We start from the raw sequence: 15,712 nt of genomic DNA on the forward strand, positions 1-15,712 counted from the left end.
GGAGCCCAACCATGACCAAACGAGGGGAACCGTTACCGATCAATCAGGCGATGAACAGATCCAGAACAAAAGCCGGTCTGGAACTGACGACGTGGATGGTTATTGTCTTTGTCTCGATAACGGTTTTCCTCGTTGGTTTTCGCATTCTGGCCCTCATCAGCTTCCCAGTATTGGTAGCTGCTGCGTGGCTCACCGTCCGCAAGCACCCGAAGATGTTCGAGCTTTGGGGCCACAGCCTTTTCCAGAAGCCCTACTATGACCCCCGAAAAGAAAACTGAACTCAGACGCCATACGCCCTGGTACGCGAAAGCTGGAGCCGGTTGCAGCATCGTGCCGATTTCTCGTTTCGTGACCCCGACCCTCTTCGCCCTGAAAACAGGCGGCTATGGATGCCTGTTTTCTCTAACCGGCATAGATGAGGAGAGCTTGACCGATCAGGAACTCGAAGCGCGAGTGCGTTCCATCGAGGGCGCACTGCGCGGATTGCCTGAAGGTTCCTGCCTCTATCAGTACGCCCGCGTTCTCTCAGGTTTTGAGATTCCGCGCCAAAAGAAGTACAGCAATCCCGTCACCGAGACATTTGTAAACGACCGTCTCGCGTTCTTAGATCAGACAGCAGGGTTTCGCAGAATTGACCTGCATTGGTGTCTCACCTTCGAGCCGTCGCAGAAAAACCCTTTTGAACGAAAGCCCAATGAGAAGGCGGAGGATCATGCGCGGATGCTGTCGAGTCTTCAAAAAAGCGCGACGATCTTAGAATCACATCTAAATTCAGCGGTCGGCCTACGGCTTCTCGAAAAAGTCGAGGCGTTCCCATTCTTTTCTTATCTCTTCAACCTAGAGCCGTGGTGCGAACACGACCGTCTCATCCGTGATACCGGAGTGGACCGACAGATTGTAAAGAGCCCGCTGTCGTGGCACAGTGACCATCTCCGGGTTGGGAAGCGTTATGTCCAGATGTTCTCCCTGACGAATACACCGGAAATTTCAAGACCGTGTCAGTTTTCAGGCTTGATGACCCTCGACTGCGACAGTGTTCTATGCACGAGCTGGAGGCCGAAGTCGGCAGCATCAGCGCGATCGGAGATTTCCTCGCAAGAAAAGTTCATCTCCTTTTTCAAGGTAGGCGTTCTCGCCCGCGTGATGAGCGGTAGGGATACTGCTTCGCTAGAGACAGGGGCTGGTGCCAAAGCCGCTGAAGCCAGCGTGGACGATCTTAGTGAAGTCATCCGCTCTCTCGACAAGACCGCGCAAGGTGAATTCACAATGCGATTGCTACTCGCCGCCAGAAGCGTAGAGCAGCTTCGTGACACAATTCCAGCCGTTCACCGACTATTCGTTGATGCCCGCGCTCAAGTGATGGAAGAGACGCTTGGAAACCTTTCTTCGTTCTACACAATGTTTCCGGGGAATCAGAAGTTCAATGTCTTCCCGCTGTGGTTAGGTGAGAACCACCATGCGCGAATGTCCTCTGTATTCGCCCCGCACATCGGGCACCCGTACTCGGAAGACCTTGACGCCGAATACCTGAACATCTTTGAGACGCGGACCCGTACTCCGTTTTTCCAAGATGCCTACGTGAACGGCGTGCGCGTCATGCTCATCATTGGACCAACTGGCACCGGAAAGTCAGTCCACGCTAACCAGATGCTTGCGTTGGAGCGGAAGTACGACGGTTTCTCCTACATCTTTGATATCGGCGGTTCCTACGAGAGTCAGGTAGAACTCTACGGTGGCAAAGTGACCCGAGTTGGCAAGAATGGCCCCCGCGCCGCTCCTTTCTCGCTGGAACCGACAGAGAACAACATCAAATTTCTTTACTCGTTCGAGAAGCTGTTGCTCACAAGTGGCGGCGCGATGCTGAGCCCGGAAGACGACGATGTGATCTACAAAGCCGTGCAAGGCATTTACCACCTTGAACCCCACAATCGCCGTCTCTCAAATCTTGGACTACCGAAGCACCTAGACCGCTATATGGCCAAGTGGGTAGGGAAGGGCGTCTATGCCGCGATCTTCGACAACGTAGAAGACGAGCTTTCCCTTGGACGTCTTCAGTGCTTCGATTTCCAAGGAGTGAACAACAGTCAATACGCCGACCTTATCGAGCCGCTGATGGTTTGGATACTTCGTCGCATTGACAATGTGCTCTACGACCCAACAAATCTAGGCGTCCCGAAGCATGTTCTCATCGAGGAGATTTTCTCCAGTATGAAGAACAAGCAGCTCCTAGATTCTGCACTTGCCTCTATCAAAACTGTTCGCAAAAACCTCGGCGGCGTGACTTTGATAGGGCAATCTGCGAATGACCTGGGAGAAAACGCAGACAGCATTGTCAACTCTTGTACCTCTTTCCTTTTCTTGCCGGATGCCACTTTCAACCGAAAGCATTACGGCGAACTTTTCAAGCTCACCGACCAGCAACTCGATTTATTCGAGTCACTGCGGGACCGTGAAGGGCTCTACGTTCGTCGCGACGGCCTGACTAAGGTTGTCACGCTCAATCTCGACAACCGAAGCTACGCCAAATTCTCCACAAAACCAAAGGACCGAGTACGCCGGACCAAACTCATCGAGAAGTACGGACTCACCGAGGGCATCGAGCGGTTTGCCCAAGGGGAGGCTGTCTAACCGCTGCGCCACACTACTCCACGACAAGGAAAACACTATGAAGACCATCTCAATCCTGCTTATAAGTTCCGGCCTCGCGGTTGGCGCAGTCACAACCAGCCAGGCGGCCACGTCGCCAAACCTATTGCCCAGCGCACCACGTACTGTTGTCATACACGAGACGGAGACGCCGCCCGTTATCCGGGCCGGACTCCTTCAATCAACTCTCATCCTGCTACCCGCAGAGGAAAAAGTCGCTACTGTTTTCGGTGGCGATACCGTGTCGTGGGTGTTCGATGGCGGCCACGTCGCTAGCCGATTCATCTCGATCAAACCAAAAGTCGCAAACACGACTACTGACGTGCATATCGTTTCCGACCACGGGAACGAATACACCCTACAGCTCAGAGAAGTGTCGAGCGACGGTGATCCTCATTTCGATTCCAAGGTTTTTGTCACCCCCGGCGATCAGGCTGGTAAAGACAAGCTTGCAGCGATGCCTGTCTTTGTTCCCGCCGCTGAGTTGGACAAGGCGAAGCGGGAGGCCCAAGAAGCCGAGGTACAAGCGGCAAACGAGCGTAAGGCTGAAGCAGCTAAGGCTGAGCAGTATCGCAGCCAATATCCCGGACAGCTCCACTTTGACTACACATGGGACCAAAAGAAGGGTAATGAACTTGGCCTACAGCAAGTGTGGCGCGATGACAAATTCACCTATCTACGTGGTCACTTCCAAGAGACCCCTGCTCTTTACGAGCTGAAAGACGGGAAGGGAAGTCTGATCAATTTCGATTTCAACGAAGGACTTTACACGATTCCCAAATCTCTTTCAGACGGGTATCTCACCATCGGCAAAAAGCGTGTCGAGTTCAAGCGCACAGGGGGCAACTAGCGTCATGACCGATCCAAACCAGATTCCCCCGACCGTAAACGATCCCGGCCCCGTACCTGCTCAGCCAGAGGCTACGCCCGCAATCAAGAAGTCGATGCCAATCATCATCGGGTTGGCCGCCGTCATCCTAATCATCGGGCTTGCCAATGTAGGGAACCTTTTGCACCACGGCGCAAAGGAAGCACCGCGGAGTGCGCTTCCGATGCGTCCTGCATCACCCAATGCTCAGCAGGTTACGAGTTTCGAGGCTCAGCAGCGGCTTCTTGCCCAGCGTGACGAGGCCGATCGAATCCGTCAACAGCAGCTCGCCGCGCAAATGGCTCAGCTTCAGCAAGAGCAAGCTATACCTGGCCCCGAATCGCCCAACACGGCTCCCATGACGGCGGCACAGCGTCAGGCCATCTACGGCGATAGTCCGAACGCTCCTAAATACACCTCGAACACTGCGCAAGAGCAGGCCGAAGCAAAGCAGCGACAGCTCGCCCGTGAGAAGCAGCACCAAGACGCTCTCAATAGCGACACAGTAGCCATCGACTTTGCACATGGAGGAACGGCAGCCAACGGCACAACTACGCTCGCGGCCAACACTAATGAACCTCAATCGGCCAGCACTGGAGAAAACGCACCGCTAGCGGCTTCTGGCGAGGCCGGCAGCGGTAGCGCTGCGCCAGATACAAACAACGGAGGTCCAGGAGCGCAGCAGCAGCGCTCAGCCGGTCTCAAAAACGTCGCCGCACAGCAATCACAGAAGAAAGACCCGATGGCCGCGTACGACTTCGACGGGTATCAAGGGCGGCTCTACCGTGTTTTTGAGGGAACAGTCTTCGAGGGAGTTGTGACCAACCACGTAGACGGCGGCCTTCCTGGACCAATCATTGTCATGCTGACGACTGACTACTACTCCCACGACCATCAACAGCTTTTGCTACCGCAGGGGACCCGCCTTATCGGGAATGTGCAGAGTGTGGGAAGCCAGCAGCAGCGAAAACTAATCGTAGTCTTCAATCGCGCAGTCTGCCCGGATGGATTCTCACTCGATCTCAATAAGTACATCGGTCTCGATCCCATTGGAACGACCGGCCTAGCTACTAACGTCAACAACCACCTCCTCAGCTCATTTGCCGCCGCCGCCGCAATTGGCGGTATGGGCGGCCTCGCGCAGATCGGAAACAACGGTAGCGTCCTCACCGCCGACACGCAGATACGCAACGGAATCTCCGAGCAGTCCGCTATGGAGGCCGAGCAGATATTGAATCACTTCCTCAATCGTCTGCCCGTGATCACAGTAAAGGAGGGTTCTCGCGCCCGCGTTTACATCAACCAAGACATATTGATTCCGTCCTACGCAGAACATCGCGTCGATTCAGCGCTGTAACAGCCGTTCCCGAAATCAGGAGGACGTATGAACCTTACGCTCACAAAACGCCGCAAGTGGATTGTTGCAGGCGTTGTCATACTCGGAACCGCTACCCCCAGCTTTGCCCTTTTCGGGTTTGGGGATATCGTTTTCGACCCGAGCAGCTACGGCCAACTTGTGTCGCAGCTCTCCACTTTGGCCAAAATGCTCACCACAGCACAAAGCCAATACAACGCGATCAAGAGCAATGTTCAGAACTTTTCTGCCAAGGCCATCTGGCAGACGGAACTGAACAAGATCAAATCCGTTTCGGTCCCCAATACCTACGGGGAAACAAACGGTTTTACGAATGCTCTCAACCTCAACAATCAGAGCGCCGCACTCATGGCCTGGACCAACTCCAAAATTGGTTTGACTCCAGAAACCAGCGGCATTCTCAGCACACAAACGGTAGGGAATAGTTCAAACCTGACACAGCTCGCGATGATCGAGGCATCGGACACCGCTTCACCCGATTGCCTCAATGCCGTGGGTTCCTACCGTCAGGCCCGCAATGACGCCGCCACAGCTCAGGCAAGCCTTCAGTCTGCCCAGCTCGACGGGTCTTCATCTACCAACAGTGAGGTTGAACAACTCAACCTCCTCAACGCAGCCCAAGCGCAACAGCTCAACGAACAGCAAGCGCAGGGTGTTCTGCACGCTTGTCTCGCGCAGCAAATGACCATTCAGAACATGCAACAGCGAAACGCCGCTGCGCAGGATCTGAATACGTGGGGTTTCGTCCAAGCCCAGCACACAGCGAACCCAACCCTCAACGTGGCCGATTCTGGCACGTGGACAACCTATCTCCCCTAAAGGATTGACTTCGATGAAACTGCCGATGTTCAAACGCCTTGCAACCGATGTAGCGCCGCCAATTGTGGCGCTACTCGCCTTCACTGCCTGCGCCCTGGCCCTCGGACTCCTTATGGAGGTTTGTGGAGCCAATCATTCGCTTCAGCAGTGGGGCCAATCCATTCACATGAAACTTGACCCCTCATTTCCACGAGACGACTTCAGCCAGTTTTAGCGCAGTACCAGCTCAAACTACGGAATGGACGCCATGATGATGCACCTAACAACCTTTTCGGCATTGGCGCTGGCTCTGCCGGGCACCGATTGGCTTTATCAGTTCACGAACAACCTTACCGCCCTAACAACGGCCAATGGCGGAGCGCTCACGAATCTAGGGATCACGTTGCTGAGCACCATAGCGTTCTTTCAACTAGTGAATATGGTTGTCAGCTTTAGTACGTCCAATATGACGTTCAGCCTCAATCCAACTCCGTTGGAGGCAGGAGAAATCGTCCGATTCCTTCTCCGGCTCACCGTCTGCTGTCTGCTAGAGACCTACTGGGTCAACCCACTACCCGGCGCGGGTTTCGGACTCAACCACCTGTTCTCCGCACTCGCACAATCAATCGTGAGCGTGCTCGATCAGAACTCGCTCTCAAACTTCACTCAGCTCCTCAGCGACGCCGCCTCGAAGACAGGTTCGCCTTCGCTGCTGTCTGTCAGCGAACAGGTTTGCTACTACCTTGTGCAGATCATTCTCGGCCTCGCTGCTGGCATCCTCTTCGTGATCAACGTCAGCTCATTCATCTTCTACGCAGTGACAGCACTGTTTGGCCCTCTCTTTATCCCGCTGTACATGACTGACAGTTTGCGAGGCAAGTTCTACTCATTCGTTGAAGTGCTACTCAGCTTTGCGATGATCCGCGCCGTTGCTTCGGCATTCATTTTCGTCTGGGAAGGGTTTATGAATACCTTCCTACAAAAGACCTTCAACGGGGACTATTCCATCGGCATGTGGTTGGCGAACCTCATCCCCGTCATTATGGTTTTCGCCGCGTTCATCATCAACATGCTCTTTATCCCGACGATGACCCAAGCTATCTTCGGCGGCGGCGCCGGAGCAACCGGCTCCGCTCAAAATCTTGTAACGCGAGTCGCCCTGGCTAAATTCCGGGGCGGTAAGTGAGGTTCTCCATGAATGTTGTTTTTACAATCCCGTTTGCTCCTCCGCGCTTTCTGGTCTACATCTTCCGAACCTGTCTGATCCTCATTCTCATTGGCTCAGTCATTTTCACCACACTCGGCTTTATCAAGGCAGAACACCAAATCGAAAGGACACCCGCTCATGGCCGCCACACAAGCAACCCCAATCACTGACGCTGCCTGGACTCCCAAGGAAGCGTTACTTACTGACGAGATTGCGAACGAGGTCTACGCCTCGCACTATGCCGAGCGAAAGGTGAGCCGGTTCGTAATCGTCACCATGTCCGTCTTGCTGCTTGGCTCCTTTGGAGCTATGGTCTCGCTCGCTCACAAACCAATTCAGAACCGCTACATCCGCATAGATGAGATGGGGAGGGCGCAGGCGATCCAATACACAGATTTGAACTACAGCCCACGCGAGGGGGAGGTTCGCACGTACCTCACTGATTGGGCTAACTATCGCTTCACCATCAACAGAGACACAATCACCAAAAAGTACCCGCTCAACTATTTCTTTTTCTCACAGCAGCTCTCGACTCAGTTGATGAGCGATGACAACCGAAACCACTTTGTCTCCCAGGTCATTGCCGGACAGATCGAGCAGAGCGATGTGGAAGTGCGAAATGTCACGATCACCAGCATGTCAGAGGAACAGATTCAGGGCGTTCGCATGTCCAAGGGAACGGCCTTGGTCAACATCGACAAACTCTATTCCGTCCGAAACTCGCACGAACCACGTACAGAGCATTGGATGCTTTCGGTCACGTACTACCTTAATCCCAAGCAGGTAAGTGACCAGTCCCGTGTCTTTCCACAATTCGAGACGATCAACCCTCTCGGCATGACCATGACCGAGTTTCACGAGAACCGGATCGGTGTAGAGCCGATTACAGATTCGACCGCAAACCCGCGGCCAGTAGCCCAGACCCTTGTGCCTAGCGCGATAACAGCGCCCGCCATACCTGGGGCAGGATCAGGAGCAATTCGGTGAGCTACGACCTCATTCTCCCTTTCTTTCCAGAAGAGATTCGTGTGCTTCTCCTAGATCCAACAATCTCTGACTTGATGATCAACGGAACGACCGGGGTGTATGCGGATAAAGGCGGTGTTGTCGAACAGATCACACTCTCAACTCCATACACCAACGAGAGACTAACCGCAGCGATTGAGCGTGTGGCTCGAATCTTGGGTCAAGACCTCACAACGCAGAACCCCATTCTCAATACAAGGCTCCCCGATGGTTCCCGCGTCGCTGTCGTAGGCCCGCCATCTTCGATCAACGGTCCTACCCTCACCATCCGAAAGTTCAACAAGTGGTTCACGTCGGACGAGCTTATTGCCTCGGGGAGTATGCCCGTAGAGGTGAGGGATACAGTCGTCGGTCTTATGATGCAGCGCAAGAACGGCATCATTGCTGGCGGCACAGGCAGCGGCAAAACAACCCTCATGAAAGCGCTACTCGATCATATTCCCCCAAGTGAGAGGTTGTGCATCATCGAGCAGCCTGCAGAGTTGAAAGTTCTACAGCCAAACGCAATTCGGTGGGAGGCAGTTGAAGCAATTCCCGGTCAGGTGGCCGTCACACCTAGCGAGCTGCTGGCGGCAGCTCTGCGTCACCGGCCCGACCGAATCATCATGGGTGAGATTCGCAACGAGTGCGGCTATGACCTCCTCCAAGCGATGAACACAGGGCACGGCGGAACATTGTCAACGATCCATGCGAAGTCAGCATGGGATGCTTTGAACCGTCTCGCCAACCTAGCTCTCAGTGCGAGACCTAATCTCAATCACGCTTTCATGCGTAGCGAGACGGCTGAGGCAATCGATTTCACTCTTTACTGCGAACGGGCTGCCAACGGTCGCCGACAGGTTCGAGAGCTTATCACTGTCAACGGCTATGACTACAACGAACAGCGCTTCGAGACGGAAGTCATCTACAGCGCTTCAACTCCAAACGCTGCATAAACCCAAGGAGACAAACGCATGGCATTGCTCACTGTGAAGGCTTCTAAGAAGATCGACGCCACCCTAAAACTTGAAGAGTCAACTGCAAAAATGATTGACCGCTATGCGGCTTTCCTCAATGTTTCTGCTGATGAAGTGGTGGACAAGGGAATGGAATACATATTTACCAAAGACAAAGACTTTCAGCAACACCTTGATAAGCAGCCTGATGTTCATGTGCCAGCATCGTTGCGAATCAAGAAGGCTCCGGGCACTCCTACCGCGATGAAAAACGGCAATCGAAACGGCGCTAAGAGCGTCGCTTCCGACGCAAAGTAGCAGCGCCCGCAGGGTGCGTGTCCTTCACGTCTCCAGTTCTGCATCACTTCGTTGCACTTCGTAGAGACAACAGCAACAGCAACAACAAATGCAACAACAACAGCAACGACGAGGGCGGATGTGCTCCGCACATGAGGAATGATGACACTCCATCCCTTGGAGGGTGGTGTGGAGAGCGACAGATGTTTCCCGCCGGAAACGTCTGTCGCAGCAATCACTTACAGAGACGACGTTTCCGGGCGGAATCATTGTGTTTCCGGGCGGAAACATTCACATAGGAGGTTCCAGTGACCGAAGCAATTCTCGATATGCAGGAGCGCCTTAGACAGAGAATCGGGCGACCGTCGCGTGTCCGCAGCATCGCCATACGCTTCACAGAGGATGAAGCACGAGAGCTTGAAGATGTGGCATCGGCCCAGTGCACGACGGTGCGCGAGTGGGCGCGTGAATTTCTTCTACGCGAGGCGCGACGAGATGATGCTGACGCCCTTTTTACGGAGCTGGTAGCCACACGAATGCTAATGGTGAACCTCTTCAAGCCGCTCATCACAGGCAAGCCAGTATCGCCGGAATGGGTCACTGAAGTTATGGCGGCCGTACGCAAAGAGAAACGGAAAGCCGCGCAGGAAGTACGCCGGCAATACAGCGAAGAGAACGCAGGAGGACGGTAAACATGGCATCGCAATGGGGACGTAAAGAAACGATCATCTGGCCACCGCACGCGCCCATTATGAGCTATTCCGCGCTCGCAATGGCGTTGCTCTGCACGCTGTTTTTCATGTGGGAGCACCTGAATTTCTCCATGTCGCCGCTTCAGCAGAGCTACATCATGGAGTATGTATCGTCGCAGGCTGGGTCAGCTTTCAACTCCCACGGGAACTATCGACTTGTATACCTGGCTGGCGCAAAAGTGAAGCCACGACTCGCCCTTCCCGTTGACCTCACTGATGGTAAAACAACCCTTCCAAGCGGTAAGACTGTGCCGATCGGACTTTCCGAGCTGGCCCAGGCACAAGGCTATAGCTGGTTCTATCGTGGCCCATCTCAGAAGCTCACAGACGGCGCGATGCACCGCTGGCTAAGGGGCGCAGTCTACAACGACAAAGGTTTTTTTGAAATGTTTCGGGTGAGCATGATCGAGAGCGGCGTGTGCCTAGTCGCTATGCTAACCTTTGCGATTCCCAAAGACCTGAAACGCTTCCGGCAGATGAAATACGGTCGCGTTCTGCGCGGCCCTGTCATGCTAACGCCCGCCGACTTCAATAGAGCGGCAAAGGGAGATGGTATCGGTTTCAAAACGACAGAGTTGGGAAAGATGATGCGTATTCCAGAACGAAAGGAGGCACAGCACTTTCAGATTATGGGCGACACCGGTGTTGGAAAAACCCAGCTCATCATGCAAATTCTTCGACAGATCAGAGGCCGTGGTGACTCGGCCATCGTCTATGATCCGGCTTGCGAGTACATCCAGCGGTTCTACGATGAGGCGCGCGGGGACATCATTCTGAACCCGTTGGACGAGCGCTGCCCATATTGGGGTCCAGCGCAAGAGATGGCCACAAATGCTGAGGCCGATGCAATCGCGGCATCACTTTATCAGCCCACTACGGACAGCAAGGACGAGTTCTTTCATCAGACTCCGGCGCAGATTTTCGCTTACCTCCTCAAGAAAGGTCCGTCTCCGCATCAGCTTGCCGAATGGCTGGCAGATGGCACGACGCTGGAGAGGCTAGTAGCGGGTACGGAGATGAGCTTCTATATCGACCGCAAGGCCGGACCACAGCGAGCAGGCGTACTCGCCTCCCTCGGACTGGTAGCAAAATCCTTCCGCTTGTTGCCAGAGCGAGACCAAGCAAAACGGACGTGGAATGCCCGCACCTGGTCACAGGAGCGCAAAGGCTGGATCTTCATCACTTCGCGCCCGCCCGAGCGTGAAACGCTCCGTCCGCTCCACTCGCTTTGGATAGATTTGCTTGTTATGCGCCTGCTGAGCGCCCCACAGCCCGGACAGAAACAGGTCTGGTTTGTGATCGACGAGCTGGCCAGCCTCCAGAAGCTTCCCCAACTCCACACGGCAATCACCGAGAACCGTAAGAGCAAAAATCCGCTCGTGTTGGGCTTCCAAGGGAAAGCCCAGCTCGAAGTAATCTATGGCCGTCTGGCCGAGGTCATGCTGTCCCAGCCAGCGACCAAAATATTCATGAAGACTGCCGAGCCAAAAGCAGCCGAGTGGATCTCTGAAGCGATAGGCAAAGTCGAAATCGAACGGCTCAAAGAGACTAAGTACGACGGCACCCGATCAGGACATAATTTCAGCCTTGATCGCCAGATTGAACCGCTTGTCATGGGTTCTGAGATTAGCGGACTGGACGACCGACATGCGTATTTGAAACTGGGAAACAACGTCGCCCGCTTTGATTTTGACTACCTAGACCTGCCGACTCCGACGCCAGGATTCTTGCCACGGAAGTACGCGGACGGAGGGATGGGTTTTGATCCCGACACCTTAGAACCACGCCGCGCTGCATACCTGAACACTGAAGTAGAAGACGACGACGAGACGGCCGAAACCGAGCCAACGACGGACAGCTCCAGCAGCGCTCCGATCGCTCACGCGCTAAAACAGCGGCCTATCCCTTGGCCAAAGGAAAACGAATTTGAACCAGCCCGCGCCGACGAGAAGAACCGGCTTGCGCCTACCTCTACACTGGCGGCAGCAGCAGAAGCCGATACAACAAGCCAAGCTAAAACCGTCGAGCAGATCATGGTAGCCAACGGCACCCCTGAGCTGGACGGCCCCGCCTTCGAGTTGAGGCCATAACGCCCATGCTCACTATTTCCAAAGCGCTTTCTTCAAGTCAGGCGCAAAGCTATCACAAGCTAGAGTTCACGTCTGACGCACAGAATTACTACAAGCAGGGCGATACGGTGAAAGGCGAGTGGCAAGGGAAGCTCGCCGCATCGCTTGGACTCAGCGGCGAAGTCTCGCCGTCGGAGTTCTACCGTCTCTCCGAAGGGATGCATCCACAGACTGAGGAGCAGATGGTCAAACACCGTCTCGCGCAGGAGTATACGAACGAGGACGGGACAACTACCAAGGCGGTCGAACATCGAGCCGGATGGGATGCAACCTTTTCAGCACCCAAATCCGTTTCGCTTACCGCCCTGGTCGGGGGTGATGAGCGCGTGCGAGATGCTCACCGTGCCGCCGTCGCAACTGCCTTGGACGAGCTGGAGCGTTACACATATGCGCGGATTGGCGGCAACAACCCCGCTGAGCAGACGGGTAAATTCATAGCTGCAAAGTTCGAGCATGATACAGCTCGCCCGGTGGACGGCTACGCTGCACCACAGCTCCACACTCACGCGGTCATTTTCAATGTGACGGAAAGGGCTGATGGTTCCACTCGTGCATTACAGGAGCGAGCTTTCTTTGAAAGCCAGCAGTATGCGACCGCCGTTTACCAATCAGCGCTCACCTATCAGCTCCGCAATCTCGGATATGAAATCGAGGCAGGGAAGAGCGGAGCACCCGAGATCAAAGGCTACTCCAGGGAATACCTTGATGCCTCAAGCCCCCGCTCTCAGCAAATCAAGGATCAATTGGAGAAAACAGGACACAGCGGCCCGGAGGCAGCGCAGATTGCAGCGCACTCCACCCGCGACCGCAAGCAAACGCTCACTCCCGAGGAAGTTCTAACGGCGCACAAAGACAGGGCCGCTGATTTTGGCAACCAGCCGCAGAAGGTCGTCGCTGCCGCCCGCGAGCGGGCCGAGCAGCAGGAGCTTCGCCAAGAGAACAGCACGCAAGCGAAGGAGGCCATTACCTTCACCCGCGAGAGCATCTTCGAGCGCGAGGCCGTAGCTGACGAGCGAACCATACTTCGGGACGCGCTCCGTCGCGGTATGGGTGAGGCGACATACGGAGAGATTCGGTCCGAGTTCGACAGACGACGTGAGGTCGGAGACTTCCGATCAGTTCAAGGAGAGAAGTACAGCTCAGGGCGGAGCTTCACCACGCCCGAAACCATCGCCGCGGAACGTGCCAACGTGCGGCACGTCCTTGACGGCCGGAACACTGTCACGCCGATTATGGGTGCAGAGCAAGCCCGAGAGCAGGCCAACACCCGCGACTTCCTCAATGACTCCCAGCGGCAGGCTATCGAAGAAATTCTAAACTCTTCCGACCGAATCCACGGTTTGCAAGGACTGGCAGGAACCGGCAAAACGACGACGCTTGAGGTCATACGCGAGGGCGCAGAAAAGAACAGCTACACGGTCGAGGGCTTTGCCCCGTCCTCAAAGGCGGCAGGGCAGCTCCGCGAGGCCGGGATCGACGCTAACACGCTCCAGAGCTTCCTTGCGCGTGGGGAAAATCACCCAAGCGCCAATCCCAAAATCAAGCACCTTTACTTGCTCGATGAGTCCAGCCTTGCCAGCACCCGGCAGATGCGGGCGTTTCTGGACAAGCTCAAGCCAGACGATCGTGTCTTGGTAATTGGAGACACCCGGCAGCATCAGGGTGTGGATGCGGGCAGACCCTTCCAACAGATGCAAGAGGCCGGGATGCAGACCTCGCATTTGGATAAAATCATGCGGCAAAAAGACCCGGAGCTGCTAAAGGCCGTCCAGCATCTCGCGAACAATGAGACGGAGAAGGGAATTGCGATGCTGGCCGAGCAAGGCCGCGTTTCGGAGATTACGAACGGCCAGAAACGTATCAACGCGATCGCAAAGGATTATGCTACGCGGCCCGAAAACACGATTATCGTGTCACCCGACAACAAGAGCCGCCAACAGATCAATGAAGCCGTGCGCGGCGAGCTGCTACAGCAGGGCACGCTGGCCGACGACGGCCAGAAGTTCAGCACCCTTGCCCACCGCTCCGATATGACTGGCGCAGACCGTACTTGGGCAGCGCGATATAACGTAGGCGAGGTACTGCAATACACCACTGGCAGTAAGGCCGAAGGCATCGTGCGCGATAGCTTCGCTACCGTTCGCTCTGTTGATGCACGCGCCAATACTCTTACCGTCGAGCTGGAAAATGGATCGAGCGTTACCTATGACCCGCGACGGCTCCGAGGAGTGAATGTCTTTCGAGAGACTGAGCGTGAGTTCGCAACCGGCGACCGCATCCAGTTCACCGCGCCCAACAAAGACCTCGGGCTTGCGAACCGCGATCTTGGAACAGTCTTCGGCCTCGAGGACGAAAAAATGACCGTTCGACTCGACGGCAAAGCCGAGCGTACCGTCACATTCGACGCCGCGGAGTTCCGGCAATTCGATCACGGCTACGCCGTTACCTCTCACAGCTCTCAAGGTCTCACTGCGGGCCGAGTCATCGCAAACATTGATACAGAATCATCAAACAGCCTTATCAATACACGGCTTGCGTATGTGGCCATCTCCCGCGCGTCAGAAGACGCCCGCATTTACACGAACAACGCGGAGACGCTAGGAGAGCGGCTTGCAACCGACATCAGCAAGACCGCCGCTCTCGATTTCAGACAACCGAGTTCCAGTGAACAGACCCGGCTAGCCGTTGAGGCATTCCGCAACAACGACCCAGCCACAGCGACCGAACTGCTACAGCAGCAGGGCCGGATTTACGAATACACGAACCCAGATCATCGCCTAGCCGCGGTTGCCTTGGATTACGCAGCACAGCCGGATCGCGCCGTCATCGTCGTCGCCGATCCAGCCGATCGGCACGAACTTACCCAGCTCATCCGCGACGATTTACACGCACAGGGCCGGCTCACCGAAAGCCGCTCAGTGTCGGTCTTGGTCGAACAGGAATTTGGCAATCCTCGTCTCGCTGCGAACTACTCGCCGGGAGATGAGATCCACTACAAGAAGGGAAGCCCGGAGGAGCATGGGATCATTCACAACAGCACGGCCACTGTTATAGCAGTCGATATTTCCAAGAATCTGCTCACTGTAGAAACACGCAGCGGTGAGCAGGCTTCTTACAATCCGGCGCTCCTAAAACAGCAGACGGGGCAGAGCACCGTCTACCGGGCCGAGGAGCGCGACCTAGCTGTAGGAGATCGCATCCAGTTCACCGTGCCCGACCGGGAAAACCGCATCCACTCCGGCGACTTGGCCAGCGTCGAAAGGATAGGTGAGGACAACGCTCTTTCCGTTCGCCTGGACAACGGAAAGGACATTGAGCTTAGCCCCGAAAAGGCCCGCCACATCGAGCACGGCTACAGCGTGGAGACAGCGAAGTACGTCTCTGCAGACCGGGTTTTGATAACCGGCGAGAGCAGCCAACTCGCGGAGCAGCAAGTCGCCCTCACGAAGCTGAATCCCAATATTCACGACCTCGCAATCTACACATCCGACAGGGCAAATCTCTTGCAGAGAGACAACGGCATTAGTAAAGAACCAGAGCTTTCAAACGTGGCGCTTTCCAATGATTCGAGTCTCAGTAACGGACCAGAACCGTCTGGCCCCTCAATTGAGCAAGAGGGCTTCGGAATTTGCCTTTAGCACTAAAACCAGGGTTGAAAAAAGCCAGAAAGCTTTTTACC

General features: G+C 55.2%; 13 protein-coding genes. All 13 read left to right on the forward strand.

Annotated features, from left to right (window positions below):
- The first annotated feature begins 11 nt into the window (after nucleotides 1–11).
- The 13 genes from HDF10_RS19950 (at nucleotide 12) to mobF (ending at nucleotide 15,671) form a co-directional block, all read left to right on the forward strand.
- The gene (locus HDF10_RS19950) at nucleotides 12–278 is read left to right on the forward strand and encodes a VirB3 family type IV secretion system protein (RefSeq protein ID WP_183816635.1); all 267 of its coding nucleotides are present in this window, start codon (nucleotides 12–14) and stop codon (nucleotides 276–278) included.
- The gene (locus tag HDF10_RS19955; RefSeq protein ID WP_183816637.1) at nucleotides 256–2,628 is read left to right on the forward strand and encodes a VirB4 family type IV secretion system protein; all 2,373 of its coding nucleotides are present in this window, start codon (nucleotides 256–258) and stop codon (nucleotides 2,626–2,628) included. Before HDF10_RS19950 ends, HDF10_RS19955 begins: the two co-directional genes overlap by 23 nt.
- Nucleotides 2,629–2,665: 37 nt before the next feature.
- Entirely contained in the window at nucleotides 2,666–3,496 is an 831-nt protein-coding gene (locus HDF10_RS19960) for a TrbG/VirB9 family P-type conjugative transfer protein (RefSeq protein ID WP_183816639.1), read from the forward strand.
- Nucleotides 3,497–3,500: 4 nt separating this feature from the next.
- Nucleotides 3,501–4,871: a TrbI/VirB10 family protein gene (locus tag HDF10_RS19965; protein ID WP_183816641.1), complete on the forward strand. Its 1,371-nt coding sequence runs from the start codon at nucleotides 3,501–3,503 to the stop codon at nucleotides 4,869–4,871.
- A gap of 27 nt (nucleotides 4,872–4,898) precedes the next feature.
- Nucleotides 4,899–5,708, forward strand: coding sequence for a hypothetical protein (locus HDF10_RS19970; protein WP_183816643.1), 810 nt, complete (start codon nucleotides 4,899–4,901; stop codon nucleotides 5,706–5,708).
- A gap of 13 nt (nucleotides 5,709–5,721) precedes the next feature.
- Nucleotides 5,722–5,922 carry a hypothetical protein gene (locus HDF10_RS19975; protein WP_183816645.1) on the forward strand — a complete coding sequence of 67 codons (201 nt, stop codon included), beginning with the start codon at nucleotides 5,722–5,724 and terminating at the stop codon, nucleotides 5,920–5,922.
- 24 nt (nucleotides 5,923–5,946) lie between these two features.
- Complete coding sequence (locus tag HDF10_RS19980; protein WP_260178040.1) at nucleotides 5,947–6,873, forward strand: type IV secretion system protein; 927 nt, start codon at nucleotides 5,947–5,949, stop codon at nucleotides 6,871–6,873.
- Nucleotides 6,874–7,032: 159 nt separating this feature from the next.
- On the forward strand, nucleotides 7,033–7,881 hold the full coding sequence (locus HDF10_RS19985) for a VirB8/TrbF family protein (protein WP_183816647.1): 849 nt from the start codon (nucleotides 7,033–7,035) through the stop codon (nucleotides 7,879–7,881).
- Nucleotides 7,878–8,855: a TadA family conjugal transfer-associated ATPase gene (locus tag HDF10_RS19990; protein ID WP_183816649.1), complete on the forward strand. Its 978-nt coding sequence runs from the start codon at nucleotides 7,878–7,880 to the stop codon at nucleotides 8,853–8,855. The genes HDF10_RS19985 and HDF10_RS19990 overlap by 4 nt, the downstream gene beginning before the upstream one ends.
- An 18-nt stretch (nucleotides 8,856–8,873) precedes the next feature.
- Nucleotides 8,874–9,173 (forward strand): hypothetical protein, encoded by a 300-nt coding sequence (locus HDF10_RS19995; RefSeq protein ID WP_183816651.1) that lies wholly within the window; start codon nucleotides 8,874–8,876, stop codon nucleotides 9,171–9,173.
- Between the two features lie 287 nt (nucleotides 9,174–9,460).
- The gene (locus HDF10_RS20000; protein WP_183816653.1) at nucleotides 9,461–9,844 is read left to right on the forward strand and encodes a hypothetical protein; all 384 of its coding nucleotides are present in this window, start codon (nucleotides 9,461–9,463) and stop codon (nucleotides 9,842–9,844) included.
- 2 nt (nucleotides 9,845–9,846) lie between these two features.
- Nucleotides 9,847–11,994: a type IV secretion system DNA-binding domain-containing protein gene (locus tag HDF10_RS20005; RefSeq protein ID WP_183816655.1), complete on the forward strand. Its 2,148-nt coding sequence runs from the start codon at nucleotides 9,847–9,849 to the stop codon at nucleotides 11,992–11,994.
- A 5-nt stretch (nucleotides 11,995–11,999) separates the two neighbouring features.
- Nucleotides 12,000–15,671: a MobF family relaxase gene (mobF, locus tag HDF10_RS20010; RefSeq protein ID WP_183816657.1), complete on the forward strand. Its 3,672-nt coding sequence runs from the start codon at nucleotides 12,000–12,002 to the stop codon at nucleotides 15,669–15,671.
- Nucleotides 15,672–15,712: the final 41 nt, after the last annotated feature.

The organism is Tunturiibacter empetritectus, from assembly GCF_014201375.1.
Lineage (GTDB): Bacteria > Acidobacteriota > Terriglobia > Terriglobales > Acidobacteriaceae > Edaphobacter > Edaphobacter lichenicola_D.